Source organism: Variovorax boronicumulans NBRC 103145 (assembly GCF_001591345.1).
In the GTDB taxonomy this organism is placed as follows: Bacteria; Pseudomonadota; Gammaproteobacteria; order Burkholderiales; family Burkholderiaceae_C; genus Variovorax; species Variovorax boronicumulans.
The window spans coordinates 1-23371 of the sequence record NZ_BCUS01000077.1; the positions used below are offsets into that span (position 1 = coordinate 1).

Annotated in this window: 22 protein-coding genes and 1 riboswitch; of the genes, 6 read left to right on the forward strand and 16 right to left on the reverse strand. The window is 65.5% G+C overall.

Annotation, left to right across the window (positions count from 1 at the left end; all coding sequences use genetic code 11):
* Positions 1-69 precede the first annotated feature (69 nt).
* From VBO01S_RS20640 to VBO01S_RS20665, 6 genes are all read right to left on the reverse strand, one after another.
* A complete protein-coding gene (locus VBO01S_RS20640; protein WP_062478693.1) occupies positions 70-2070 on the reverse strand; it encodes an acetyl-CoA carboxylase biotin carboxylase subunit in 2001 nt (666 codons plus the stop codon).
* Positions 2063-2734 carry a DUF4126 domain-containing protein gene (locus VBO01S_RS20645; protein ID WP_062478695.1) on the reverse strand — a complete coding sequence of 224 codons (672 nt, stop codon included), beginning with the start codon at positions 2732-2734 and terminating at the stop codon, positions 2063-2065. Before VBO01S_RS20645 ends, VBO01S_RS20640 begins: the two co-directional genes overlap by 8 nt.
* A gap of 19 nt (positions 2735-2753) precedes the next feature.
* Positions 2754-3548: an enoyl-CoA hydratase/isomerase family protein gene (locus VBO01S_RS20650; RefSeq protein ID WP_062478698.1), complete on the reverse strand. Its 795-nt coding sequence runs from the start codon at positions 3546-3548 to the stop codon at positions 2754-2756.
* Positions 3549-3561: 13 nt separating this feature from the next.
* Positions 3562-5184, reverse strand: coding sequence for a carboxyl transferase domain-containing protein (locus tag VBO01S_RS20655; protein WP_062478701.1), 1623 nt, complete (start codon positions 5182-5184; stop codon positions 3562-3564).
* Positions 5181-6848 carry an AMP-binding protein gene (locus VBO01S_RS20660; RefSeq protein ID WP_062478703.1) on the reverse strand — a complete coding sequence of 556 codons (1668 nt, stop codon included), beginning with the start codon at positions 6846-6848 and terminating at the stop codon, positions 5181-5183. The genes VBO01S_RS20655 and VBO01S_RS20660 overlap by 4 nt, the downstream gene beginning before the upstream one ends.
* A gap of 68 nt (positions 6849-6916) precedes the next feature.
* Positions 6917-8089, reverse strand: a complete 1173-nt coding sequence (locus VBO01S_RS20665) for an isovaleryl-CoA dehydrogenase (RefSeq protein WP_062478706.1) — start codon at positions 8087-8089, stop codon at positions 6917-6919.
* 127 nt (positions 8090-8216) lie between these two features.
* Between VBO01S_RS20665 and VBO01S_RS20670 the strand changes: the two genes are divergently transcribed.
* Positions 8217-9257, forward strand: coding sequence for an AraC family transcriptional regulator (locus tag VBO01S_RS20670; protein ID WP_062478709.1), 1041 nt, complete (start codon positions 8217-8219; stop codon positions 9255-9257).
* Between the two features lie 278 nt (positions 9258-9535).
* Here VBO01S_RS20670 and VBO01S_RS20675 read toward each other — a convergent pair whose 3' ends face one another.
* From VBO01S_RS20675 to VBO01S_RS20690, 4 genes are all read right to left on the reverse strand, one after another.
* Positions 9536-9862: a thioredoxin family protein gene (locus VBO01S_RS20675; protein ID WP_062478711.1), complete on the reverse strand. Its 327-nt coding sequence runs from the start codon at positions 9860-9862 to the stop codon at positions 9536-9538.
* 86 nt (positions 9863-9948) lie between these two features.
* Positions 9949-10641: an HAD family hydrolase gene (locus VBO01S_RS20680; protein ID WP_062478714.1), complete on the reverse strand. Its 693-nt coding sequence runs from the start codon at positions 10639-10641 to the stop codon at positions 9949-9951.
* Between the two features lie 82 nt (positions 10642-10723).
* The gene (gene thiC, locus VBO01S_RS20685) at positions 10724-12607 is read right to left on the reverse strand and encodes a phosphomethylpyrimidine synthase ThiC (protein WP_062478718.1); all 1884 of its coding nucleotides are present in this window, start codon (positions 12605-12607) and stop codon (positions 10724-10726) included.
* A gap of 92 nt (positions 12608-12699) precedes the next feature.
* A riboswitch (TPP riboswitch) is annotated at positions 12700-12805 on the reverse strand.
* 27 nt (positions 12806-12832) lie between these two features.
* Entirely contained in the window at positions 12833-13264 is a 432-nt protein-coding gene (locus tag VBO01S_RS20690) for a YchJ family protein (RefSeq protein ID WP_062478721.1), read from the reverse strand.
* 168 nt (positions 13265-13432) lie between these two features.
* On the opposite strand from VBO01S_RS20690, the gene VBO01S_RS20695 reads away from it, so the two are divergent.
* From VBO01S_RS20695 to VBO01S_RS32445, 5 genes are all read left to right on the forward strand, one after another.
* Positions 13433-13843 carry a hypothetical protein gene (locus tag VBO01S_RS20695; RefSeq protein WP_062478724.1) on the forward strand — a complete coding sequence of 137 codons (411 nt, stop codon included), beginning with the start codon at positions 13433-13435 and terminating at the stop codon, positions 13841-13843.
* 89 nt (positions 13844-13932) lie between these two features.
* On the forward strand, positions 13933-14343 hold the full coding sequence (locus VBO01S_RS32435) for a hypothetical protein (protein ID WP_157627400.1): 411 nt from the start codon (positions 13933-13935) through the stop codon (positions 14341-14343).
* A 49-nt stretch (positions 14344-14392) separates the two neighbouring features.
* The gene (locus VBO01S_RS31900) at positions 14393-14773 is read left to right on the forward strand and encodes a VOC family protein (protein WP_082818216.1); all 381 of its coding nucleotides are present in this window, start codon (positions 14393-14395) and stop codon (positions 14771-14773) included.
* Positions 14774-15009: 236 nt separating this feature from the next.
* Positions 15010-15312 (forward strand): hypothetical protein, encoded by a 303-nt coding sequence (locus VBO01S_RS32440; protein WP_157627401.1) that lies wholly within the window; start codon positions 15010-15012, stop codon positions 15310-15312.
* Positions 15313-15439: 127 nt separating this feature from the next.
* On the forward strand, positions 15440-15898 hold the full coding sequence (locus VBO01S_RS32445; protein ID WP_157627402.1) for a hypothetical protein: 459 nt from the start codon (positions 15440-15442) through the stop codon (positions 15896-15898).
* Between the two features lie 154 nt (positions 15899-16052).
* On the opposite strand, the gene VBO01S_RS20700 is transcribed toward VBO01S_RS32445, so the two are convergent.
* The 6 genes from VBO01S_RS20700 to aceK form a co-directional block, all read right to left on the reverse strand.
* Positions 16053-16538, reverse strand: coding sequence for a hypothetical protein (locus VBO01S_RS20700; protein ID WP_157627403.1), 486 nt, complete (start codon positions 16536-16538; stop codon positions 16053-16055).
* Between the two features lie 534 nt (positions 16539-17072).
* Entirely contained in the window at positions 17073-17354 is a 282-nt protein-coding gene (locus tag VBO01S_RS20710; protein ID WP_306301674.1) for a hypothetical protein, read from the reverse strand.
* Positions 17355-17776: 422 nt separating this feature from the next.
* Positions 17777-18907 carry an acyl-CoA dehydrogenase family protein gene (locus tag VBO01S_RS20715; protein ID WP_062478737.1) on the reverse strand — a complete coding sequence of 377 codons (1131 nt, stop codon included), beginning with the start codon at positions 18905-18907 and terminating at the stop codon, positions 17777-17779.
* Between the two features lie 40 nt (positions 18908-18947).
* Positions 18948-20195 (reverse strand): glutamate carboxypeptidase, encoded by a 1248-nt coding sequence (locus VBO01S_RS20720; protein ID WP_062478739.1) that lies wholly within the window; start codon positions 20193-20195, stop codon positions 18948-18950.
* A 90-nt stretch (positions 20196-20285) separates the two neighbouring features.
* A complete protein-coding gene (locus tag VBO01S_RS20725) occupies positions 20286-21470 on the reverse strand; it encodes an acetyl-CoA C-acyltransferase (protein ID WP_062478742.1) in 1185 nt (394 codons plus the stop codon).
* Positions 21471-21539: 69 nt separating this feature from the next.
* The gene (gene aceK, locus VBO01S_RS20730) at positions 21540-23360 is read right to left on the reverse strand and encodes a bifunctional isocitrate dehydrogenase kinase/phosphatase (RefSeq protein WP_062478759.1); all 1821 of its coding nucleotides are present in this window, start codon (positions 23358-23360) and stop codon (positions 21540-21542) included.
* Positions 23361-23371: the final 11 nt, after the last annotated feature.

Sequence of the window (23371 nt, forward strand, 5' to 3'; positions counted from 1 at the left end):
GGCGGATCATCAGGACTCCTCGAAAAGAATGACTACCACCGCTGATACGGGCCAGCCGCCCGAACGGGGTTAAGCCGCCGCAGCCATTCGCAACAATTCGTCGCCTTCCGCCACCTGCTCGCCCGGCGAGAACATCAGTTCCTCCACCGTGCCGTCGGCCGGCGCGGCGATGGTGTGCTCCATCTTCATGGCTTCCATCACGGCCAGCGGCTGGCCGCGGCTGACCTTGTCGCCGGCCTTGACCGCGAAGGACACGACCTTGCCGGGCATCGGCGCCGTGAGGCGGCCGCCTTCGGCGTGGGTGTCGCCCGCGTGGGCGAGGCGGTCGATGGCCGTGAGGCGCGTGGCGCCCTTCGCCGCGAACACGTGGGCGGTGGCGCCGTCCAGGTGCACGTCGAGGGTCTGGCGCGTGCCGGCGAACTCGAGCTCGAATTCGCCCGTGGGAAAGCGGCCGATGGTGAGCGGGCCTTCGACACCGCCCACGGCGAGGTGCAGGCCGCCGTCGCGGCGGTAGGTCAGCAGTGCGCTGTGCTCGGCGCCGCGGAACTCGAAGTCGAAGCGGCGCTTGTATTCGCCGTGTGCGCGCCAGCCGTCGCGGCGCTCGAAGGGGTCGGGCAGCTGCGTCGGCCACTCGGTGACCAGCGTGCGCGTGATGGCGGCGGCCGCGGCCAGCGGCAGGCCCAGCGGCTCGCGGTCGAACAGCACGGCGCGCTCGCGCTCGATGAGCGCGGTGTCGAGGTTGGCCTTCGAGAACGACTCGGTCGCCAGGATGCCGCGCAGGAACTGCACGTTGGTCGACACGCCCACGATCTGCACCTGGGCCAGCGCGGCATCGAGCCGGGCCAGCGCCTCGGCGCGCGTGCTGCCGTGCACGATGAGCTTGGCGATCATCGAGTCGTAGAAGGGCGAGATCTCGCCGCCCTCGCGCACGCCGTCGTCGATGCGCACGCGGCTGCGCTGGAAAGCGGTCGCCTGCGGCTTGCGGTACACGCGCAAGGTGCCGGTGGCGGGCAGGAAGTTGTTGTCGGGGTTCTCGGCGCAGATGCGCGCCTCGATGGCGTGGCCGTGGATCTGCAGTTCCGATTGCTTGGCAGGCAACGGCTCGCCCGACGCCACGCGCAATTGCCATTCGACGAGGTCGAGGCCGGTGATCGCTTCGGTCACCGGATGCTCCACCTGCAGGCGCGTGTTCATCTCCATGAAGAAGAAGTTCATCTCGCCGCCTTCGCGCTGCTCGACGATGAACTCGACCGTGCCCGCGCCCACGTAGTTCACGGCACGCGCCGCGGCCACGGCGGCATCGCCCATCTGCTTGCGCATCGCCTCGGTCATGCCGGGCGCGGGCGCTTCCTCGAGCACCTTCTGGTGGCGCCGCTGCACCGAGCAGTCGCGCTCGAACAGGTAGACGTAGTTGCCCTGCGTGTCGCCGAACACCTGGATCTCGATGTGGCGCGGGCGCTGCACGTACTTCTCGATCAGCACCGCGTCGTCGCCGAAGCTGTTGATGGCTTCGCGCTTGCACGAGGCCAGCGCGGCCTCGAAATCGGCGGCCTTGTCGACCGCGCGCATGCCCTTGCCACCGCCGCCGGCGCTGGCCTTGATGAGCACCGGGTAGCCGATGCGGTCGGCCTCTCGCTGCAGCAGCGCCGGGTCCTGGTCGGCGCCGTGGTAGCCGGGCACCAGCGGCACGCCGGCCTTTTCCATCAGCTGCTTCGACTCGGCCTTCAGGCCCATGGCCTTGATCGCCGAGGGCGGCGGGCCGATGAAGGCCAGGCCGGCGTCGGCGCAGGCCTGTGCGAACTCTTCGTTCTCGCTGAGGAAGCCGTAGCCCGGGTGCACCGCTTCGGCGCCCGTGGCCTTGGCGGCTTCGAGGATCTTTTCCCAGCGCAGGTAGCTGTCCTTCGGGGCGCTGCCGCCGAGGTACACCGACTCGTCGCAGGCGCGCACATGGTTGGCATGCGCGTCGGCATCGGAGTACACCGCCACGGTGCGAACGGCCATGCGGCGAGCGGTTGCGGCCACGCGGCAGGCGATCTCGCCACGGTTGGCGATGAGGATCTTCTTAAACATTCGGAGTGTCTCCCGGAGGATTCTTTTTCAGTTGAAAAGCGGACGTGACGCCCGGATCGGGCCGGCCACTGAAGATGCGTGCCACGCGGCTGAACAGCGCGCGCAGAAAGCGCCAGCTCTTGCGGATGAGCCACACGCTGAGCACGAGCACGAAGACGAACAGCACGAGAAAGACCAGCGGATGCGCCACCGCGAGCCACAGCCCGGCCGGCACCATCGAGTCTTCGACCAGCGACGCGCCCACGTTCGAGAACGGCTCGGGCGAGGTGTTGATGGCCGCGCGCGTGGTGGCCTTGGCCGCATGCGCCGTGGCCGCGAAGCCGCCGCCCAGCAGCGCCGCCACGACGGCCATCGCGCCGTGGTCGGCACCGAACACGCTGGCCGCGAGCGCCGCGCCGGCGGGGATGCGAATGGCGGTGTGCACCACGTCCCACAGCGAGTCCAGGCCGGGGATCTTGTCGGCGAAGAACTCGACGAACACCATGAAGCCGCTGACCGCCAGCACGATCGGATGCGCAAGCATCTGCAGCCCCGAAGGCAGCGGCACCCAGCCGAAGTAGCCGACCAGGCCGGTCAGCAGCACGACGAGGTACAGACGCACGCCGCTGGCCCAGCCGATGGCGGCGGCCAGTGCGAGCAGTTGCGGCATGTCGAGTGCGTTCATGGCGGTCCTTGGTTGGCTGTCAGCCGGCGAGCCAGGACGGCTTGCGCTTCTGCAGGAAAGCCTGCACGCCCTCGCGGCCTTCGTCGCTGGCGCGGATGTCGGCGATGCCTTCGACGGTCTTGGCGATGAGCGCGCTGTCGATCTCGCGGCCGGCTACGTCGGCGATCAGCTGCTTGCAGGCGCGCACGGCGGCGGGGCTGGCGCCGGTGAGGGCCTTCAGCAGCTCGTCGACCTTAGCGTCGAGCGCGTCGGCGGCCACCACCTCATGCACGAAGCCGATGCGGTGCGCCTCGGCGGCGGTGAAGCGCTCGGCCGTGAGGAAGTAGCGCTGCGACGCGCGCGGGCCCATGGCGCGCAGCACGTACGGGCTGATGGTCGCGGGCACGAGGCCGATCTTCACTTCGCTCAGGCAGTACCACGCGGTGTCCACGCTCACGGCCATGTCGCACGCGGCCACGAGCCCCATGCCACCGGCATACACATCGCCCTGCACGCGCGCGATGGTGGGCTTGGGGCACTCGGCGATGGTGCGCAGCATGTCGGCCAGCTTGCCCGCGTCGGCGAGGTTCTCGCCCCGCGTGTAGTCGGCCATGCGGCGCATCCAGTTGAGGTTGGCGCCCGCGCAGAAGGCCAGGCCGTTCGCGCCGAGCACGACGGCCTTGACCTGCGGTGCGGCGCCGGCTTCGAGAAAGGCCTGCGTCAGCTCGGCGATCACGACGTCGTCGAAGGCGTTGCGCGCGTCGGGCTGGTCGAGCCAGATGCGTGCGACCGCGCCGTCGATGGCGAGGTTCAGCTTGGTGAAGGTGCTGCTCATGCGGTGCCCCTGGTCACATGCGGAAGATGCCGAACTTCGGCTCGGGGATCGGCGCGTTGCGCGACGCGGCCAGGCCCAGTGCGAGCACGCGGCGCGTGTCGGCCGGGTCGATGATGCCGTCGTCCCACAGGCGCGCGGTGGCGTAGTAGGGGTGGCCCTGGTCTTCGTACTGCTGGCGGATCGGGGCCTTGAAGGCCTCTTCCTCGTCGGCGCTCCAGCTGCCGCCCTTCAGTTCGATGCCGTCTCGCTTCACGGTGGCCAGCACGCTCGCGGCCTGCTCGCCGCCCATCACGCTGATGCGCGCGTTGGGCCACATCCAGAGGAAGCGCGGGCTGTACGCGCGGCCGCACATGCCGTAGTTGCCGGCGCCGAAGCTGCCGCCGATGATGATGGTGAACTTGGGCACGTTGGCGGTGGCCACGGCCGTCACCATCTTGGCGCCGTGGCGTGCGATGCCTTCGTTCTCGTACTTGCGGCCCACCATGAAGCCGGTGATGTTCTGCAGGAACACCAGCGGAATCTTGCGCTGGCAGCACAGCTCGATGAAGTGCGCGCCCTTCTGCGCCGACTCAGAAAACAGGATGCCGTTGTTGGCGATGATGCCGACCGGCATGCCCTCGATCTCGGCGAAGCCGCAGACCAGCGTGGCGCCGAAGCGGGCCTTGAACTCGTGGAACTCGCTGCCGTCGACGATGCGCGCAATGATCTCGCGCACATCGAAGGGCTTGCGCGTGTCGGTGGGGATCACGCCGTACAGCTCTTCGCGCGGGAACTCGGGCGCGCGCACCGCGGCGCCGTCCGGCTTGTCTGCCGCCTTGGCATTCAGGTTCGCAACCGCCGAGCGCGCGAGCGCCAGCGCATGCAGGTCGTTCTGCGCCAGGTGGTCGACCACGCCCGACAGGCGCGTGTGCACGTCGCCGCCGCCCAGGTCTTCGGCCGACACGACCTCGCCGGTGGCTGCCTTCACGAGCGGCGGGCCGCCCAGGAAGATGGTGCCCTGGTTCTTCACGATGATCGATTCGTCGCTCATCGCCGGCACGTACGCGCCGCCGGCCGTGCACGAGCCCATGACCACCGCGATCTGCGGGATGCCCTGGGCGCTCATGTTGGCCTGGTTGTAGAAGATGCGGCCGAAGTGCTCGCGGTCGGGAAACACCTCGTCCTGGTTCGGCAGGTTGGCACCGCCCGAGTCCACCAGGTAGATGCAGGGCAGGCGGTTCTGCTCGGCGATCTCCTGCGCGCGCAGGTGCTTCTTCACCGTCATCGGGTAGTAGGTGCCGCCCTTCACCGTGGCGTCGTTGCACACGATCATGCAGTCGACGCCGTTCACGCGGCCGATGCCCGCGATGATGCCGGCGCCCGGTGCCGACTCGGCGCCCTTGGCATCAAGGTACATCGCATGCGCGGCCAGCGGCGCGATCTCGAGGAAGGGCGTGCCCGGGTCGAGCAGCTCGGCCACGCGGTCGCGCGGCAGCAGCTTGCCGCGTGCCGTGTGCTTGGCACGCGCGGCCTCGCCGCCGCCCTGCTCCACCTTCGCGAACTGCTGCTGCAGGTCGTCGACCAGCGCGCGCATGGCCGCGGCGTTGGCCTGGAAGTCGGCCGAACGCGCATTCAGTTTGGTTTCGAGTTTGCTCATGCTGTCTTTTCTTGGCTGAGACCGAGCTGCTCGGTCATGGCGTCGCGGATCTTGAATTTCTGGATCTTGCCGGTCACCGTCATCGGGAACTCGGAGACGAACTGGATGTACTTCGGCACCTTGTAGTGCGCGATCTGGCCCTTGCAGAAGTCGCGGATCTCGGCGTCGGTGGCGCTCTGGCCGGGCTTGACGATGATCCAGGCGCACAGCTCTTCGCCGTACCTCTTGTCGGGCAGGCCGACCACCTGCACGTCCTGCACCTTCGGGTGGCGGTACAAAAATTCTTCGATCTCGCGCGGGTAGATGTTCTCGCCGCCGCGAATCACGAGGTCCTTGATGCGCCCGACGATGTTCACGTAGCCCTCGGCGTCCATGGTGGCGAGGTCGCCGGTGTGCATCCAGCGCTCGGCGTCGATGGCTTCGCGGGTCTTGGGCTCGTCTTCCCAGTAGCCGTGCATCACCGAGTAGCCGCGCGTGCACAGCTCGCCCGACTGGCCCGGCGGCATGATCGCGCCGGTCTCGGGGTCGATGATCTTCACTTCGAGGTGCGGCTGCACGGTGCCTACCGTGGACACGCGGCGGTCCAGCGGCGTGTCGGTGCTGCTCTGGCAGCTGACGGGGCTGGTCTCGGTCATGCCGTAGGCGATGGTGATCTCGCCCAGGTGCATCTCGTTGACCACGCGCTTCATCACTTCGATGGGGCACGGCGAGCCGGCCATGATGCCGGTGCGCAGGGTCGAGAGGTCGAACTCCTTGAAGCGCGGATGGTCCAGCTCGGCGATGAACATCGTGGGCACGCCATGCAGGCCCGTGCACTTCTCGGCCTGCACCGTCTCGAGCACCGTGAGCGGATCGAACCCGTCGTTCGGGTACACGATGGCCGAGCCGTGCGTGAGGCAGGCCAGGTTGCCCAGCACCATGCCGAAGCAGTGGTACAGCGGCACCGGAATGCACAGGCGGTCGGCCGGCGTGAGCTTCATGCACTCGCCGATGAAGAAGCCGTTGTTCAGGATGTTGCGGTGCGTGAGCGTCGCGCCCTTGGGGAAGCCCGTGGTGCCGCTGGTGAACTGGATGTTGATCGGGTCGGTGGCCTTCAGCGTCTTCTGCGTGGCGGCCACGCGCGCGTCGACCGGGTCGCCGCCGGCCAGCAGCTCGCTGAAGCGGCGCATGCCGGGCTGCTCGTCGCCCTGGCCGGGCTTGTCGATCCAGAAGGTGTGCTGCAGCAGCGGCAGCTTGGCCGGGCCCAGCTCGCGCAGCATGCCCAGGTAGTCGCTGGTCTTGAACTGCGCCATCGTCACCAGCGCCTTGCAGCCGACCTTGTTGAGCGCGTACTCGAGCTCCGAGGTGCGGTAGGCCGGGTTGATGTTCACGAGGATCAGGCCGACCTTGGCGGTGGCGATCTGCATCAGCACCCAGGGCACGTTGTTGTGCGACCAGATGCCCACGCGGTCGCCGGGCACGAGCCCCAGGCCCAGCAGCGCGCTCGCCAGCTTGTTCGACGCGGTCTGCAGTTCGCGGTAGGTGAAGCGCTGGCCTTCGTGGCGGCTGACGAGGGCTTCGCGTTCCGGCTGCTTCTCGACCATGTCGTCGAAGAAGTCGCCGATGGCTTGCTCGATGAGGGGGACGTCCGTGGCGCCTTGGGCCAGGCTCTGCGTCAGTGGCATCGTCTTGTCTCCTTGTCTGGCGCCCTCTCCCTGTGGGGAGAGGGTGGGGTGAGGGTGTGCAGCGCGGCTTATGCCGTTTCGGAGAACAGCTCGCGACCGATCAGCATGCGGCGCACTTCGCTCGTGCCCGCGCCGATCTCGTACAGCTTGGCGTCGCGCCACAGCCGCTCGACCGGGAAGTCCTTGGTGTAGCCCACGCCGCCCAGCGTCTGGATCGCCTCGCCGGCCATCCAGGTCGCCTTCTCGGCCGAATACAGGATGGCGCCGGCCGCGTCCTTGCGGAAGGTGCGCGCATGGTCGTTGCGGTCGCAGGCCTTGCCCACGGCGTACACGTAGGCGCGGGTGGCCTGCCAGGTCGAGTACATGTCGGCGATCTTGCCCTGCATCAGCTGGAACTCGCCGATGCTCTGGCCGAACTGCTGGCGCTCGTGGATGTAGGGGATCACGGCGTCCATGCAGGCGGCCATGATGCCCAGCGGGCCGCCCGAGAGCACGGCGCGCTCGTAGTCCAGGCCGCTCATCAGCACCTTGGCGCCCATGCCTTCGCCGCCGAGCACGTTCTCTTCGGGCACTTCGCAGTTGTCGAAGAACAGCGGGAAGGTGTTGGAGCCGCGCATGCCGAGCTTGTCGAGCTTGGTGCCTGCCGAAAAACCTTTGAAATTCTTTTCGACGATGAAGGCCGTCATGCCGCGCGCGCCCATCTCGGGTTCGGTCTTGGCGTAGATGACCAGCGTGTCGGCGTCGCCGCCGTTGGTGATCCACATCTTGCCGCCGTTGAGCACGTAGTAGCCATCCTTCTTGTCGGCCTTGAGCTTCATGCTCACCACGTCGGAGCCGGCGTTGGGCTCGCTCATGGCCAGCGCGCCCACGTGCTCGCCGCTCACCAGCTTGGGCAGGTATTTCTTCTTCTGCGCTTCGCTGCCGTTGCGGTGGATCTGGTTCACGCACAGGTTGGAGTGCGCGCCGTACGACAGGCCCACCGAGGCCGAGGCGCGCGAGACTTCTTCCATGGCCACGATGTGGGCCAGGTAGCCCAGCTCGGTGCCGCCGAATTCTTCCTTCACCGTCATGCCGTGCAGGCCCAGCTCGCCGAGCTTTTGCCACAGGTCGTGCGGGAACAGGTTGTCGCGGTCGATCTCGGCGGCGCGGGGCGCGATTTCGTTGGCGGCGAAGTCCTGGATCGCGCTGCGCAGCGCGTCGATGTCGTCGCCCAGGTCGAAGTTGAGGCCGAAATCGTGCATGAGTCTTGTCTCCTCTGAAGGGGTCGGCGCGCAGGGCTGCCCGCGCGGATGGCGCTTGAAAAAACGCAGCTTACGCCTCGTGGCGCCGCAATTGGCGCCACAATGGTTGCAAATTGCGCCACGACCGATGCCCTCCACCACGTCGTCCCCCGCCTTCTTGCGACCCGCCCGCGCCGTCACGCCGATGGCCTTCGTGCGAGCCATCGTGCAAGGGTATGCCCGCTACGGCAAGGACCCGGCGCAGGCCCTGCAGGCGGCACAGATCGCGCCGCGCGAACTGGCCCGCCCGGGTGCCCGGGTGACGGCTGCGCAGTTCGAGGCGCTGTCGGGCCACGCGATGCAGGAGCTGGACGACGAAGCGCTGGGCTGGTTCTCGCGCCGCCTGCCGTGGGGCAGCTACGGCATGCTGTGCCGCGCCTCGCTCACCTCGCCCGACTTGGGCGTGGCCATGAAACGCTGGTGCCGCCACCACCGCCTGCTGACCGAGGACATCACGCTCGCGCTGGAGGTGGCGGGCGGCGTCGCCACGCTGCGCATCACCGAGAACCGCCCGCTCGACCCCGCGTTCCGCGAGTTCTGCCTGGTGACCAGCCTGCGCTTCATGCACGGCTACGTGTGCTGGGCGATCGACTCGCGCATCTCGCTGCGCCAGGCCACCTTTCCGTTCGCGGCGCCGCCGCACCGCGACGCCTACCCGCTGATGTTCACGCCCGACGTGCACTTCGACGCGCCGCAGGCCAGCATCAGCTTCGACGAGCGCTACCTCGCGCTGCCGCTGCTGCGCGACGAACGCGCGCTGCGCACCATGCTCAAGCGCGCCCTGCCGCTCACGGTGCTGCAGTACCGCCGCGACCGCCTGCTGGGGCAGCGCGTGCGCGAACTGCTGCGCGCGCGTGCCGGCGAGGCGACCACGGCGGAGGCGCTGGCGGGGCTGCTGAATGTGTCGGGGCGCACGCTGCACCGGCAGCTGCATGAAGAGGGCACCTCGCTGCAGGTGCTGAAGAACGAGGTGCGGCACGAACTGGCGGTGGAGCAACTGCGCCGGACCACGCGGCCGATCAAGCAGGTGGCGCTGGCGGTGGGCTTTCGCAACGAAAAGAGCTTTTCGCGTGCGTTCCTGCAGTGGACGGGGCACGCGCCTCGGGATTTTCGGCAGCTGGGGCTGTAGGGCGCTTGTTCAGGGCGCGTGCACAGGCCACCGGGTACTTCCCTCCGCGAATGTCCCCCGGGGCTTCGCCCCTCCTCCTTGATTTCGCTGCGGGAAGCACCCAGTGTCCTGCGCCCGCTGAGCGCTGTCGTTGTGCCGGTCGATCAACAACCGCACTGCCCAACGCTCACGTCGATGGGGTGCCTTGCGCAGCGAAATTAAGGGGGAGCCCGAAGGGCGGAGGACATTCGCGGAGCAAGGCGCCCCGTCGGCGGGAGCGTCGCCCTGAACAACGAAACTCAGGCCGGCAAATCGATCAACGCCAGCGCATCGGCGATCGACTGGCTGTCTTCCGGCCGCACCAGCTTCGCGACCTGTTGCCCGTCGCGCATGAACACCAGCGTGGGCCACAGCCGCACGTTGAACGAACGCCCCAGCGGGCGGCCGCTGCCGTCTTCCACCTTGATGCGGCGCACGTTCGGGTACTGGGCAAAGGCCTCGGCAATGTTCGGCTGCGCGGCCTTGCAGATGCCGCACCAGTTGGTGCCGAACTCCACCACGGCCGGGCCCTGGAGCGCGTCGATCTCGCTGCGGTCGGGTTGCTCGGTCTGGTACTCGGAGGTCATGGGCAGGGTCCTTGCGAATTCGTGGGAAGGGGCGCGTGAAGGCGACGGGCGCGCCACACGCTGACGGGCGTCATTGCACCAGAAACTCAGGCCGCCTGCAGGCCGTAGCCGGCCAGCAATGCGGGCAGCCCGGTCATGTCGCTGAACACGGCCACGGCGCCTGCGGCGCGCAGCGCGCCCGGGCCGCTGTGGCCCGACTCGCCCGTGCTGTAGCCGAACACCGTGGCGCCCGCGGCCACGCCGGCCATCGCGCCGGTGACCGTGTCTTCGACCACCGCGCAGCGCTTCGGATCGACACCGAGCGCTTCCGCCGCGGCCAGGTACACGTCGGGATGCGGCTTGGAGCGCGGCATCTCGTGGCCGCTGAAGATGCGGCCCTCGAAGCAGTCGAGCAGGCCGACCTTGGCCAGCTGCAGCTCGACCTTGTGGCGGTCGGCGCCCGAGGCACAGGCGATGCGGCCCTTGAGCCGCGCATGGATCTCGCGGATGGCGGCGGGTGCATGGGGAATGGCGACGAGGTCGCGGTCCAGCGCCTCGTTGCGGCGGGCGCGGAAGCCGCGCAGCCAGTCGTCGGTGATCTTGAAGCCGGTCTTGGCCTCGATGAGCGCCGTCTCGTCCTTCACGGCCTTGCCGGTGAAGATGTTCATCGATTCCTCGGCCGTGAGCTGCCAGCCGAGCTCGCCGAGCATGTCGGCAAGCACGCGGTTGGTGATGGGTTCGGAATCGACGAGCACGCCGTCGCAATCGAAGAGAACGGCGGAAAAGGGGAAAGGGGTCATTGCGAGGCTGGAGTTCAGGGGTCTGGCCCCATGGTAGCAACGCCCCCTTTCCGCACGGGCAGACTCAGGCTATCGGGCCATCTCAGGCCACTGGCCGGATCGGGATGTAGATCTCGCCACCGCCGGCCATGAATTCTTTCGACTTCTCTTCCATGCCCTCGGCCATGGCAGCCGCCTCGGCCACGCCCTTCTTGGCCGCGTACTCGCGCACTTCCTGCGTGATCTTCATCGAGCAGAACTTGGGGCCGCACATCGAGCAGAAATGCGCCACCTTGCTCGAATCTTTCGGCAGCGTCTCGTCGTGGAATTCGCGCGCCGTGTCGGGGTCCAGGCCCAGGTTGAACTGGTCTTGCCAGCGGAACTCGAAGCGCGCCTTGCTCAGGGCGTCGTCGCGCGAGCGCGCACCCGGGTGACCCTTGGCCACGTCGGCCGCGTGCGCGGCGATCTTGTAGGCAATGATCCCCTGCTTCACGTCGTCGCGGTCGGGCAGGCCCAGGTGCTCCTTGGGCGTCACGTAGCAGAGCATCGCCGTGCCGGCCCAGCCGATCATCGCGGCGCCGATGGCGCTGGAGATGTGGTCGTAGCCCGGTGCGATGTCGATGGTCAGCGGGCCGAGCGTGTAGAACGGCGCCTCGTGGCAGTGCTTGATCTGCTCGTCCATGTTGGCCTGGATCATGTGCATCGGCACGTGGCCCGGGCCTTCGATCATGGTCTGCACGTCGTGCTTCCAGGCGATCTGCGTGAGCTCACCCAGCGTGCGCAGCTCGGCAAACTGGGCCTCGTCGTTCGCGTCGGCACCCGAGCCGGGGCGCAGGCCGTCGCCGAGCGAGAAGCTCACGTCGTAGGCCTTCATGATGTCGCAGATGTCTTCGAAGTGCGTGTAGAGGAAGCTCTCCTTGTGGTGCGCGATGCACCACTTGGCCATGATCGAGCCGCCGCGCGACACGATGCCCGTCATGCGGTCGGCCGTGAGGTGGATGAACGGCAGGCGCAGGCCCGCGTGGATGGTGAAGTAATCGACGCCCTGCTCCGCCTGTTCGATGAGCGTGTCGCGGTAGATTTCCCAGGTGAGGTCTTCGGCCACGCCGCCCACCTTTTCGAGCGCCTGGTAGATCGGCACCGTGCCGATGGGCACCGGCGAGTTGCGCACGATCCAGTCGCGCGTGGTGTGGATGTTCTTGCCGGTCGACAGGTCCATCACGTTGTCGGCGCCCCAGCGAATGGCCCACACCAGCTTCTCGACCTCTTCCTCGATGCTCGAGGTGACGGCCGAGTTGCCGATGTTGGCGTTGATCTTCACCTTGAAGTTGCGCCCGATGGCCATCGGCTCGACCTCGGGGTGGTTGATGTTCGCGGGAATGATCGCGCGGCCGCGGGCCACTTCGTCGCGCACGAACTCGGGCGTGATGATGCGCGGAATGCTCGCGCCCATCGGGTTGCCCGCCACGCGCTTGGCGCGCTCCTCGTTGGCCAGGTACTCGGCCATCCACTCGCGCTTGCCGTTCTCGCGCAGAGCCACGTACTCCATCTCGGGCGTGACGATGCCGCGGCGCGCGTAATGCATCTGGGTGACGTTGGCGCCCGACTTGGCGCGGCGCGGCGTGCGTTGCAGTGCCGAGGCACCGGCGCGCAGCTCGGCCAGGCGCTGCGCGTCGCGGTCTTCGTTCTTGGCGCCGTCGTCCAGCGCGTGGTGCGTGCGGCCTTCATAACTTTCGGTGTCGCCGCGCTCGATGACCCAGGCGCTGCGCACATCGGGCAGGCCGCGGCGCACGTCGATCTCGACCTTCGGGTCGGTGTAGGGGCCCGAGGTGTCGTACAGGGAGACGGTTTCGCCGTTGGTCAGCGCCACGTCGCGCACGGGCACGAACAGGTCGGGCCGGCTGCCCGGAATGACGCACTTGTGCGAGGCGGGAAAGGGTTCGCGCGTCAGCGACAGCAGCGAGGTGAACTTGTCGGGGGCATTCATCGGGAGGCACTCCTTGTTGAGGGAAAGGGTGCTCCGCAATCGCTCGTGGACCTCGGGAGGCCCGCCACCGAAAAAGGGAGTGACGGACCGAAGTCAGGGAGTGCAGCTCTTCTTACGCCGGTATGACCCGGATCAAGTTCGCGGGTCGGCAGCTTTGCCATCTCAGCACGCCACATGCGTGCACCCCGGAGCGGGGCCGATTGTGCGGGCCGAAGCCCGCCGCCGTCAACCCGGGGGCTGGTGCAGGTCGCCGTCGACGTAATACCAGCGCTCGTTCTCGCGCACGAAGCGGCTGCGCTCGTGCAGGCGGAACGCCACGCCCGTCGCGCCGCGCTGGCGGGCGACGAACTCGACCTCGGCGTGGTCGGCGTCGAGCACCGAACGCGAGCGGATGTCCAGCCCCAGCCATTTGACGCCCGGCTCGAACTCCACCGACGCCGGCCGCTTCGACGCGTGCCAGGTGGCGAGCAGGTAGTCGGCACGCGCCAGCACGAAGGCCGAGTAGCGCGAACGCATCAGCGATTCGGCGTCGGGCGCCGGCGTGTTCTCGAAATCGTCGAGGTAGCGCCCACAGCACAGGGCGTAGCCGATGGGCTTGTCGCGACGGTCGGTGCGGCCGCAGGGGCAGGGGCCGGGAGTGGGGTCGGTGGCGCTCATGAAGGGCTCTATTGGAACACTTGGCGCGGCGGGGGCTGAGGGGGGGCTTCCGGGCATGCCCGCTTTGCGAAGATCTGCCGGGGCTAGAGGCGCCGGGGCCTCTTGCGCGAATGGCTTGTGCCGCTAAAGTCGTCCGGCGTTTCGTTCCTTCAAGCTGAACACCAAAGCATGCTTTTGCGATTCCTCAAGCTGTTCTTCCTGCTCGCTGCGACCCTCTCCTTGGGCGTCTTCGCCTTTCTGCACGGATTCAATGCATGGCGCGCCGGACAAATCGTTGTCACGCGAAGGGGACGCGAACCCTTTGTCGCAGACGCCGATGGTGCATTTCCCATCACGTTCAATATGGAAGTCTGGGGATGGATGATCATCGGGGGCGCCGTTGCGCTTTGCGGCATTGCAGGCATCGTCAAGTTCCTCATCAACACGCCGGACCAGCGACGCACGATGCTGACCCGTATGGATGGCGTCTCGCGTCGCGAGCGCAGTGACATGGACATTCCGTGGTCGATTGGGCTTGCCATCGTCGGGGCGGTTGTGGCGTTTTTTCTCTACTTGGGATTTAGGGTCCACGCGCAATAGGTTTGTCTGCCTGCAATCGGCCAAGACCAGTCATTGGCGATAGCAGCAGGACCCGCCCCAGAAGTAGTCTTATCAGAGAAGAAATCCGCATGAAAGACTCATGCCGCAACTTGAAATTGGCCGAAGGTATCTTCAGCGTTGTTTATCTGATGACCTGTCTTGCGGATCGCGTACATGAGGACTTGGAATTCAACCTGAGCCTGTTGGCCAATGTCGTGTTTGCCGTTCAAGTCGCTACCGTTGCCGCCATCTTGGTATATCTGCCAAGCTTTCTAGCGTCGCTATTTCGTAGTCGATCCGATCGACAACCGGTGCGTGTCATGGTGGGAGTCTTCGGAATTTTGATAGTTTTCTCATCCACGACGGACTTCTTCAACCATATGCGTAACTCCATAGTTCGTTTCCTCGAACGAAAATTAGGTACGCTTCTTCTTATTGGCGCTCAACCTAACCATTCAGTCGAGCGGACCGCCTACGGCATCCGCTCACCTTTGCGTTAGGCCGCAAAACCGACTACCTGTGGCTCGTCACCCGAAAGCCCGCCCCCCCATGAAGATTGAAGCGCTAGATCATTTGGTATTAACGGTTGCAAGCATCCCAAGGACACTTGACTTCTATCAGCGTGTCCTAGGCTTTGAAGCCAGAGAGTTCAAGGCCGGGCGATTCTCAGTGCACTTTGGACAACAAAAGATCAACCTGCACGAGTTGGGGACTGTTGTCGATCCGAATGTGAAGCACGCTACTCCAGGTTCTGCGGATCTATGCTTCTTGACCGTAACACCTATAGAACAGGTACTTGTGCACCTACAAAACGAAGGCGTTCCGGTCGTGCAAGGGCCAGTCCTAGCTACTGGCGCGCAACGCGCATTGGTTTCCGTCTACTTCTATGATCCCGACGAGAACCTGATCGAAGTAAGCAATGAGGTCTAGCCGTACTGAAACTGCGTGGTTGCGGCCTAACCATTCGCTCAACCGGACCCATTGCGGCGTGCGGCCAAAGTCCCGCCATTTCATTCTGGGCCTTTAGCCACACGCCGCAACGGTCCGGTTAGCTCAAACGTTGAGCGACCGCTGTACGACCTTGAAATCGCTCAGCGATTTGGCCGCTCCGGGCCCGTTCACGACGGCGGCGCGACCGGCTACAGTCGGCCACAAGCGGACATCTCATGAGCGAACTTCATTCAGAAACTTTCTCCCAAGCACTTGCCGAGTTCATCGGCGCTTTTGAACTCGTCTTTCACTACGATTGGGACTACACGACCATCATGATTGGTGATGAAGAACCCAGTTTCCTGAGCCCCGGACTGGATCGAGACGCCGAATCAGAGGATTGGGGTGCTCGCGGCGCGTTGCTGGAGAAGTACCGCAATCTAAGAGCTTTGATGAAGCAGGCTGGAGTGTCTCCGGTACTGCCATTTACCTTAGAGAACATGTCAACAGAGCCACCGCAAGAAGGGCCGCTGTCATAGAGCAAGTTAAGGCACGGTCTGCGTTGGGCCCGACGGCTTCACGGCGTCGGGCAGAAACTGGCCACGAACGGTCTTTCACAGCGCCACCTGCATCCAACACCAGATAGGGATCACGAGTTCGCAACCAATGAACGATTTGGCGGCACAAAACATCGCAGTTGCTAGTGTTCGTCGTCATTCGATGACACCAGATCAATGGAGTCACACGGTCATCGGCTGCATCCATCCCAAGCTGGCGTCGTTAGCCGACCTGCTGCCAAGCGAACTCCCGATTGCCAGTGGCGTTATTTCTGACGCAAGCTGGTGGTTCATAAGCACACGACGGGTGGTCAGTCAGCACGAAGGAGCCCGGCGCGAACTGGACCCGAGGCATGGGGTTGAGCACGAATTCGGTAACTTCAAGGGCATCAAGCGCAGCGAGTCTCCTAGCGCGCCGAGCACATCGGTCGCAACGGTGACGTCCCTAAAGACCAAAGAGTCGGTTCAGTTTGAATTTGAAACCGGTAAAGCGTCAATGGCACCCATCTACGCCTGCATGTTCTGGTCTCGCGTGACGGCGTTCCACCATGGTGGCCCCGAAGCCTAGTCTGCAGTTGACGAAAGCCCCAAATTCGAAGGCCGGTGCTACTTCTGAGCGACAGCTTTCCGGCAATGCGTACTTCCGCTTCGGGCCCGTTGCAGTCCTTCAGCCGCCCGACCTCAGCGGTACAAAGCTGTCTTTCACCCGTTGCCCCAGCTAATCATGCGTACTTGCGCAGCACTCGGATCAGCCGTCGTGCGTGCTTCTCAATCGCCGGCCAATCCCACAGGTCGGGTTCACCCAAGCGGGGGTAGGTGTTGGCCCAGGCACGCGCGCGTTCAGCGCTGTTAACCGCGATGCGACAGCCGACCAAGCCGGGCTGGCGGAATTCGAGTTGCAGTTGTATGAGGCCCCATCCGCCGAGGGTGTAGCGCCAAGTAGCGCCATTGGCGACGGGATTGTTCAGATCGATGCGTTCCTGCACTGCAAGGCCGCCCGTCTCGGGATAGTGCAGCGCCAGATTAGCTGTGGGGCGGCCGGCTGCCAGTTCGGCGGCGATGAACTGCTCGAGCGCCGGCTGGTCGTCGAATTGCATCAGTTCGCAGCCGGGCACGGCATAGCCCTCCATCACCACGGGTGAGCCTTGGTAAACCGCGCCCAATACCTGGGTCAATGCCTCTCGTGGAATGCTGTCTTTGCGTTGCATGGGTTTGAGTGGTGGCCGAGCAGTCGCTGGCCTACGCGCAAGCCGAAGTTGGTGACTGGCTGGTAGTGGCCGAAAGTCGTCTTCCTAGAGCACTAGTCATCAAGCGGCGAGCACTTTGTGCGAATCCAGGGAGTGTGAACGTCGGCCCGCTCTGCCTCCCACTCGGGAGCCAAATCAAGCAACGCATTGAGGCTAGGGTCACGGTCGAGCAAGTGCCCCATCCCGACAACTCTGTATTCAGACGCATTGTCAGCGTGCTCGCCGCCGCAAACAAAGCACCAACTCCCGCCGTCCCTGGCTACAAGGAGGACAGGCTTCACGTTGTCGAAAACGTGGATGCAGACATAGGATTTTTGACCGCGTTGCATTTTCTTAGCGCCGGTACTGAGGGCGTTGTACCTCTGGGTTCTGTCTTTCCGTGTTTCTGCCGCCCGCGTCGAACGACCGGTTGAATCCGCCGCCGAAAGCGGGCAACTGAAGAATGCCACAGGCTCATGTCTTCCGAAACGAGAAGAGCGCCCCTGCGCCGTACCCCTACTCGGTCAACACCTCGCACTGCGCTTCAATCCGCGCATGCAAAAGCCCCAACGACACCGCAAGAAACCGCCGCAGCGAAGTGCGCTGACATGCATCGAAAAGCGGCGCGGCGTCTGCATCTGAAGTAGCGGCGTCGCGCCGATCCTCATCCCAGTCGAGCAACTGCACCAACGTCTGAGCGCCCTGCACTACATCACGCGCATCGTTGAGGAAGGCAGCGTGACTTTGCTGTGAAGGAGAGAGCCGTTCGCCTTCAACCCATTCGAAGGGTTTGAACAAGGCAGTGGGTCGTTGAGACGCACAAGAACAACCAGCGTCGGTACCCGCATTTGAAGCAGTGGCCATAGGCCTCCAAGGATGTCGATTTGCAACAACCGACGCACCCGACGCCAATCGGGGGCGGCAGCTCGAACGGGTTGGCGTACCGGGACATCCTTGCGGAAACCGGCAGGGCGCGAGCCCTCCCATTCGAGCCGCCTAAAAAAGAAGCGCGAATGAAAAAGCCGCAGACCTTGTGCGGTAACTGCGGCTTTCGTCGCAGGATGTCAGCGGGACGCCAATCCCGGCCTCGCTCATCACGAGGCAAAAGCAATGTACGCGGTCGCTCGGACGCCCGTCAAGCGTCAGCGACTGGAACGCACCGCCCCACCCGAAACATCACCCACTCAGGCCGCGGCGTTGGTTCACGTGATCAGACGATCTCAGGCGAGCGCGCGTTGAATCAACAGCTTCTGGATGTCCGACGTGCCTTCATAAATCTGGCACACGCGCACGTCGCGGTAGATGCGCTCCAACGGAAAATCGTTCACGTAGCCGTAGCCACCCAGGGTCTGGATGGCGGCGCTGCACACGCGCTCGGCCATCTCGCTGGCGAAGAGCTTGGCCATGGCGGCTTCTTTCAGGCAGGGCCGGCCGGCGTCGCGCAGGCTGGCAGCGTGCCAGATGAGCTGGCGCGCGGCTTCGATCTGCGTGGCGCATTCGGCCAGGCGAAAGCCCACGGCCTGCTGGTCGAAGATGGCGCCGCCGAAGGCTTGGCGCTCCTTGGCGTAGGCCACGGCCACGTCGAAGGCGCTGCGGGCCATGCCCACGCTTTGCGCGGCGATGCCGATGCGCCCACCTTCGAGCGCGCCGAGCGCGATCTTGTAGCCCTCGCCTTCGGCGCCGATGAGGTTCTCGGCCGGGATGCGGCAGCTGTCGAAGTTGATCTGCGCGGTGTCGCTGCTGTGCTGGCCGAGCTTGTCTTCCAAACGCGCGACGTTGTAGCCGGGCGCGTCGGTGGGCACGATGAACGCGCTCATGCCGCGCTTGCCGGCGCCCTTGTCGGTCACGGCGATGACGATGGCGACCTGGCCGTTCTTGCCGCTGGTGATGAACTGCTTCACGCCATCGATCACGTAGCCGTCGCCGTCCTTGCGCGCGGTGGTGCGCAGGCTCGAGGCGTCGCTGCCGGCCTGCGGCTCGGTGAGGCAGAAGGCGCCGAGCATCTGGCCCTGGGCCAGCGGCTCGAGCCATTTCTTCTTCTGCTGCGCGTTGCCGTAGCGCATGAGGATGGCGTTGACGGGGCAGTTGGTCACGCTGATGGCGGTGCTGGTGCCGCCGTCGCCGGCCGCGATTTCTTCAAGCACGAGTGCGAGCGTGAGGTAGTCGAGGCCTGCGCCGCCATGCTCCTCGGGCACGCAGATGCCGTAGGCGCCCAGCGCGGCCAGGCCCTGATGCACTTCCTTCGGAAAGCTGTGGTCGCGGTCCCACTTGGGGGCGTTGGGCCAGAGCTCGGCCTGCGAGAAATCGCGCACGGCGTCGCGGATGGCTTCCTGGTCTGCGCTGAGCAGCATGGCGTTGTCTCCAGTTCTTTCTTGTCGGTGGGTGCGAGGCTTACTTGCCAGCGCCCAGGTCCATGATGAGACGCGCGGCCATGTACAGGCGGCGCGGAATGGCGCTGATGTCGACGTACTCGGCCTTGTCGCTGTGGTAGCCGAAGCCGGGCAGGCCCAGGCTTTCGATCACGGGCTTGCCCGAGAGCGCCGCGTAGGCCGCGTCGGTGCCGCCGCCGGTGCGCTCTTCGACGCCCACGCTGCCGCCGGCTTCCTTGTAGAAGACCACGGCCTTGTCGACGAGCTTCTTGCCGCCCTCGCCCGCGTTGAAGGCCGGACGGCCGCGCGTGACGAGCACCTTGACGTCGGCCTCGGGCAGTTTTTTCTGCTGCGCCTTTTCTTCGAGCGTCTTCATGGCGGCGTCGAAGTCTTCGTTGCGTGCGTAGCGCACGTCGGCGTTCAGCGTGGCGCTGGCCGGGATGATGTTCGACACGTTGCCCGCCTTGGCGATGGTCCAGTTGAAGCGCAGGTTCTTCGACTTGTCGTCGATGCTCATGGTGCGCAGCACGAGGTCAGAAGCCTCGACCAGCGCGTTCACGCCCAGCTCGGGGGCGGCGCCCGCGTGCGAGGCCTTGCCGGTGATGTTGACCTGCACGTAGGCGATGCCCGAGGTGCCGAGCGACATCTTTTCGTCGCCGGCGCTGGTGGGCTCGAACGAGAGCACGTAGTCGGCCAGCTTGGCTTCTTCCTGGATCAGGTCGCGCGAGCCGAAGGAGCCTTTTTCTTCGTCGGTGTTGAACAGCACGGTGATGGTGCCGTAGTCGCGCACGCCGTAGTCTTTCAGCAGCTTGAGCGTGTGCAGGATGACGGCGTTGCCGCCCTTGTCGTCGGCGATGCCGGGGCCGTAGGCCTTGTCGCCTTCGATGCGGAACGGCGCCTTGGCGAGCGTGCCCTTGGTGTACACGGTGTCCATGTGCGACATGAGCAGCAGGTTCTTGCCGCCGCGGCCCTTGAGCTTGCCGACGATGTTGTCGCCGACCACGAGGCCGACCGACTTGCTGCGCGTGACGGTGAAGCCGAGGTTCTTCAATTCGCCTTCGAGGTACGCGCCGGCGGCGGCCATGCCTTCGGCGTCACCGGTGCCGGTCTCGATGTTGACGAGCTTCTCGAGCGTCTTGATCACCGCCGGCTGCTCGTCGGTGGCGGCCTGAAACAGCACGTTGTCGCGCTTCTGGGCCCAGGCGCCACCTGCCACGAAGGCGGTAGCGAGCACGGCGGCAACGGCGGTACGGTGAAGGGATGGGCGCATGAAATCTCCTGCTCTACGCATGGTTTTGTTTGAACTGTCCGGGATGGAAACCGGCCGGCGCCCTCTCCCGGGCGCCGGCGGCTCCTGGCGTTATAGCAATTCGAGCGCGACCGCGGTGCCTTCGCCGCCGCCGATGCACAGCGTGGCGACGCCGCGCTTCTTGCCGCGCGCCTTCAGCGCGTGCAGCAGCGTGACCATGATGCGCGCGCCGCTGGCGCCGATGGGGTGGCCCAGCGCGCAGGCGCCGCCATTCACGTTGACGATGTCGTGCGACACGTCGAGCTCGTGCATGAGCGCCATGGGCACGACGGCGAAGGCCTCGTTCACTTCCCACAGGTCGACGTCCTTCACGGTCCAGCCGGTCTTGGCGAACAGCTTCTGCACGGCGCCGACCGGCGCGGTGGAGAACCACTCGGGTTGCTGCGCGTGCGTGGCGTGGCCGACGATGCGCGCCAGCGGCTTGGCACCGATCTTCCTGGCCTGCGACTCGGTCATCATGACCAGCGCGGCGGCGCCGTCGTTGATGGACGAGCTCGATGCGGCGGTGATGGTGCCGTTTTCTTTCTTGAACGCGGGCTTGAGCGTGGGAATCTTGTCGAGCTTGACCTTGCCCGGGCCTTCGTCGATGGAGATGACGGTGTCGCCGCCGCGGCCCTTCACGGTGACGGGCGTGATCTCGTCCTTGAAGGCGCCCGATTCGGTGGCGGCCTTGGCGCGCTGCACGCTGGCGATGGCAAAGGCGTCTTGCTGCTCGCGCGTGAAGTTGTACTTGGCGGCGCAGTCTTCGCCGAAGGTGCCCATGGAGCGGCCCGGCTGGTAGGCGTCTTCAAGGCCGTCGAGCATCATGTGGTCATAGATCTTGTCGTGGCCCATGCGGTAGCCGCCGCGGCCCTTGAGCATGAGGTAGGGCGCGTTGGTCATGCTTTCCATGCCGCCCGCCACGATGACGTCGTGCGTGCCGGCCAGCAGCAGGTCGTGCGCGAGCATCGCGGCCTTCATGGCCGAGCCGCACATCTTGCTGAGCGTGACGGCGCCCGCGCTGTCGGGCAGGCCGCCCTTGTAGGCCGCCTGGCGCGCCGGGGCCTGGCCCTGGCCGGCCATGAGGCAGTTGCCGAACAGCACTTCACCCACGCTCTCGGGCGCGATGCCGGCGCGCTCGACGGCCGCCTTGATGGCCGCGCCGCCCAGGTCGTGCGCGGAGAGGGACGAAAAGTCGCCCTGGAAGCCACCCATGGGGGTGCGGGCGGCGCCGACGATGACGATGGATTCGGACATGGAGGTCTCCTTCAGGAATGTGAAAGTGAAATCAAAGACAAAACGAAAACGGGAATCGGAAACGGGCGGTCAGAAATGCGTCGCGTGGCCTTCGTGCTGGAAGCGTTGCGACTCTTCGTACGGGAACACATCGAGCATCTGGCCGGCCTGGATGCGTTCCTTGTGGTGCTGCCAGAAGGCGGCATCGAGCAGGTCGGCGTGGTGCGCCATGAAGGCGGCGCGCACGTCCTTGTTGCCCAGCAGAAAGGGCTCGAAGGTCTCGGGGAACACGTCCTTCGGGCCGACCGAATACCAGACCTCGCCGCTCATCTCGTCTTCTTCATTGCGCGGCGTGGGCACCTTGCGGAACTTGCAGTCGGTGACGTATTCGATTTCGTCGTAGTCGTAGAACACGACCTTGCCGCCGCGCGTGACGCCGAAGTTCTTCCACAGCATGTCGCCGGGGAAGATGTTGGCGGCCACCATGTCCTTGATGGCGTTGCCGTACTCGATGACCGCATGCTCGAGCTGGTCCTTGGCGCGCCGGGCCTGGGCCGGGCTCTCGGGGTGGGCCAGCGTGTCGAAGGCTTCCTGCAGGTAGATGTTCAGCGGGATCATGCGGCGCTCGATGTAGACGTGCTTGAGCACGACTTCCATCTCCCCGTTGCCGTCGCGGTCGCCGATCTCGAGCTGGCTGGGCGCGAACTTGCGGATCTCCTCGATGAGCTCGGGCTCGAAGCGGTCGAGCGGAAAGCCCACGTTGCTGTACTCGAGCGTGTCGGCCATGCGGCCCACGCGGTCGTGCTGCTTCACGAGCATGTACTTGCCCTTGATCTGCTCGCGCGTGGTGTCCTTCTGCGGCGGATAAAAGTCCTTGATGACCTTGAACACGAAGGGGAACGAGGGCAGGTCGAACACCAGCATGACCATGCCCTTGATGCCGGGCGCGATGCGAAAGCGGTCGCTCGAGTAGTTCAGGTGCGACAAAAAGTCGCGGTAGAACAGCGTCTTGCCCTGCTTGGCCAAGCCGAGCGCGTTGTAGATTTCGGCGCGCGGCTTGCGCGGCATGAGCGAGCGCAGGAACTGCACCCAGGCCGAGGGCACTTCCATGTCGACCATGAAGTAGGCGCGTGCAAAGCTGAACAGCATCTGCAGGTCGTCCTCGCCGAACAGCGCCGCGTCGATGTAGAACTTGCCGTGGGTGTCGTGCAGGATCGGCAGCGAGAACGGGATCTCGGTGAAGCCGTTCATGATCTTGCCGACCACGTAGGCGCCCTTGTTCCGGTAGAACAGGCCCGACAGCACCTGCAGCTGGAAGTTGGCGCGCAGCTTGACCTGGTGGAAGCGGTTCAGGATGACGTGCGCCACGCGCTCGGCGTCGCGCCGCTTGTTGGCGTAGCTGCCCTGCAGCGCGAAGTCGTCGAGCATCTGCTCGATGATGTCGGGCAGCGTGGCCTGCGAGGGGTAGTACGGCCGGTAGGTGGGTGCGCCGCGCGGCTCGATGTACTCGGTGCTGATGGCCGGGCGCACGAAGATGAAGTCGTTCTGGAAGTAGGCCCGGTGCAGGATCTTCGTGGTGACCGAGTTGAAGAAACTCTCGGCCAGCTCGGGCTGGTGGTGGTTCACCAAGAGGCCGATGAAGTGCAGCTTGACCTGGTGCCAGACCTCCATGGGCTGGTCGCCGGCCTTGAACTCTTTTTCGAGCCGGGCCACGGCCTCGTTCACGCGCAGGTCGTAGAACTCGATGCGCTCGCGCTGCGCCCGCTGCTGGCCATGCCAGTCGGCGGTTTCGAAGCGGTGCTTGGCGCGCGCCGATTCGGCCCGGAACAGCCGGTAGTGCCGGTTGAACCCGTCGATCATCGCCTTCGCGATATCGTAGGCCAGCGGTGAATCGAGGCGCTGCGGGAACATGGCGGCAATAC

Excerpts from the sequence above, each read along its gene's own strand:
- VBO01S_RS20640 (WP_062478693.1), bottom strand. The coding sequence starts at position 2,070 with ATGTTTAAGAAGATCCTCATCGCCAACCGTGGCGAGATCGCCTGCCGC.
- VBO01S_RS20645 (WP_062478695.1), bottom strand. The coding sequence starts at position 2,734 with ATGAACGCACTCGACATGCCGCAACTGCTCGCACTGGCCGCCGCCATC.
- VBO01S_RS20650 (WP_062478698.1), bottom strand. The coding sequence starts at position 3,548 with ATGAGCAGCACCTTCACCAAGCTGAACCTCGCCATCGACGGCGCGGTC.
- VBO01S_RS20655 (WP_062478701.1), bottom strand. The coding sequence starts at position 5,184 with ATGAGCAAACTCGAAACCAAACTGAATGCGCGTTCGGCCGACTTCCAG.
- VBO01S_RS20660 (WP_062478703.1), bottom strand. The coding sequence starts at position 6,848 with ATGCCACTGACGCAGAGCCTGGCCCAAGGCGCCACGGACGTCCCCCTC.
- VBO01S_RS20665 (WP_062478706.1), bottom strand. The coding sequence starts at position 8,089 with ATGCACGATTTCGGCCTCAACTTCGACCTGGGCGACGACATCGACGCG.
- VBO01S_RS20670 (WP_062478709.1), top strand. The coding sequence starts at position 8,217 with ATGCCCTCCACCACGTCGTCCCCCGCCTTCTTGCGACCCGCCCGCGCC.
- VBO01S_RS20675 (WP_062478711.1), bottom strand. The coding sequence starts at position 9,862 with ATGACCTCCGAGTACCAGACCGAGCAACCCGACCGCAGCGAGATCGAC.
- VBO01S_RS20680 (WP_062478714.1), bottom strand. The coding sequence starts at position 10,641 with ATGACCCCTTTCCCCTTTTCCGCCGTTCTCTTCGATTGCGACGGCGTG.
- thiC (WP_062478718.1), bottom strand. The coding sequence starts at position 12,607 with ATGAATGCCCCCGACAAGTTCACCTCGCTGCTGTCGCTGACGCGCGAA.
- VBO01S_RS20690 (WP_062478721.1), bottom strand. The coding sequence starts at position 13,264 with ATGAGCGCCACCGACCCCACTCCCGGCCCCTGCCCCTGCGGCCGCACC.
- VBO01S_RS20695 (WP_062478724.1), top strand. The coding sequence starts at position 13,433 with ATGCTTTTGCGATTCCTCAAGCTGTTCTTCCTGCTCGCTGCGACCCTC.
- VBO01S_RS32435 (WP_157627400.1), top strand. The coding sequence starts at position 13,933 with ATGAAAGACTCATGCCGCAACTTGAAATTGGCCGAAGGTATCTTCAGC.
- VBO01S_RS31900 (WP_082818216.1), top strand. The coding sequence starts at position 14,393 with ATGAAGATTGAAGCGCTAGATCATTTGGTATTAACGGTTGCAAGCATC.
- VBO01S_RS32440 (WP_157627401.1), top strand. The coding sequence starts at position 15,010 with ATGAGCGAACTTCATTCAGAAACTTTCTCCCAAGCACTTGCCGAGTTC.
- VBO01S_RS32445 (WP_157627402.1), top strand. The coding sequence starts at position 15,440 with ATGAACGATTTGGCGGCACAAAACATCGCAGTTGCTAGTGTTCGTCGT.
- VBO01S_RS20700 (WP_157627403.1), bottom strand. The coding sequence starts at position 16,538 with ATGCAACGCAAAGACAGCATTCCACGAGAGGCATTGACCCAGGTATTG.
- VBO01S_RS20715 (WP_062478737.1), bottom strand. The coding sequence starts at position 18,907 with ATGCTGCTCAGCGCAGACCAGGAAGCCATCCGCGACGCCGTGCGCGAT.
- VBO01S_RS20720 (WP_062478739.1), bottom strand. The coding sequence starts at position 20,195 with ATGCGCCCATCCCTTCACCGTACCGCCGTTGCCGCCGTGCTCGCTACC.
- VBO01S_RS20725 (WP_062478742.1), bottom strand. The coding sequence starts at position 21,470 with ATGTCCGAATCCATCGTCATCGTCGGCGCCGCCCGCACCCCCATGGGT.
- aceK (WP_062478759.1), bottom strand. The coding sequence starts at position 23,360 with ATGTTCCCGCAGCGCCTCGATTCACCGCTGGCCTACGATATCGCGAAG.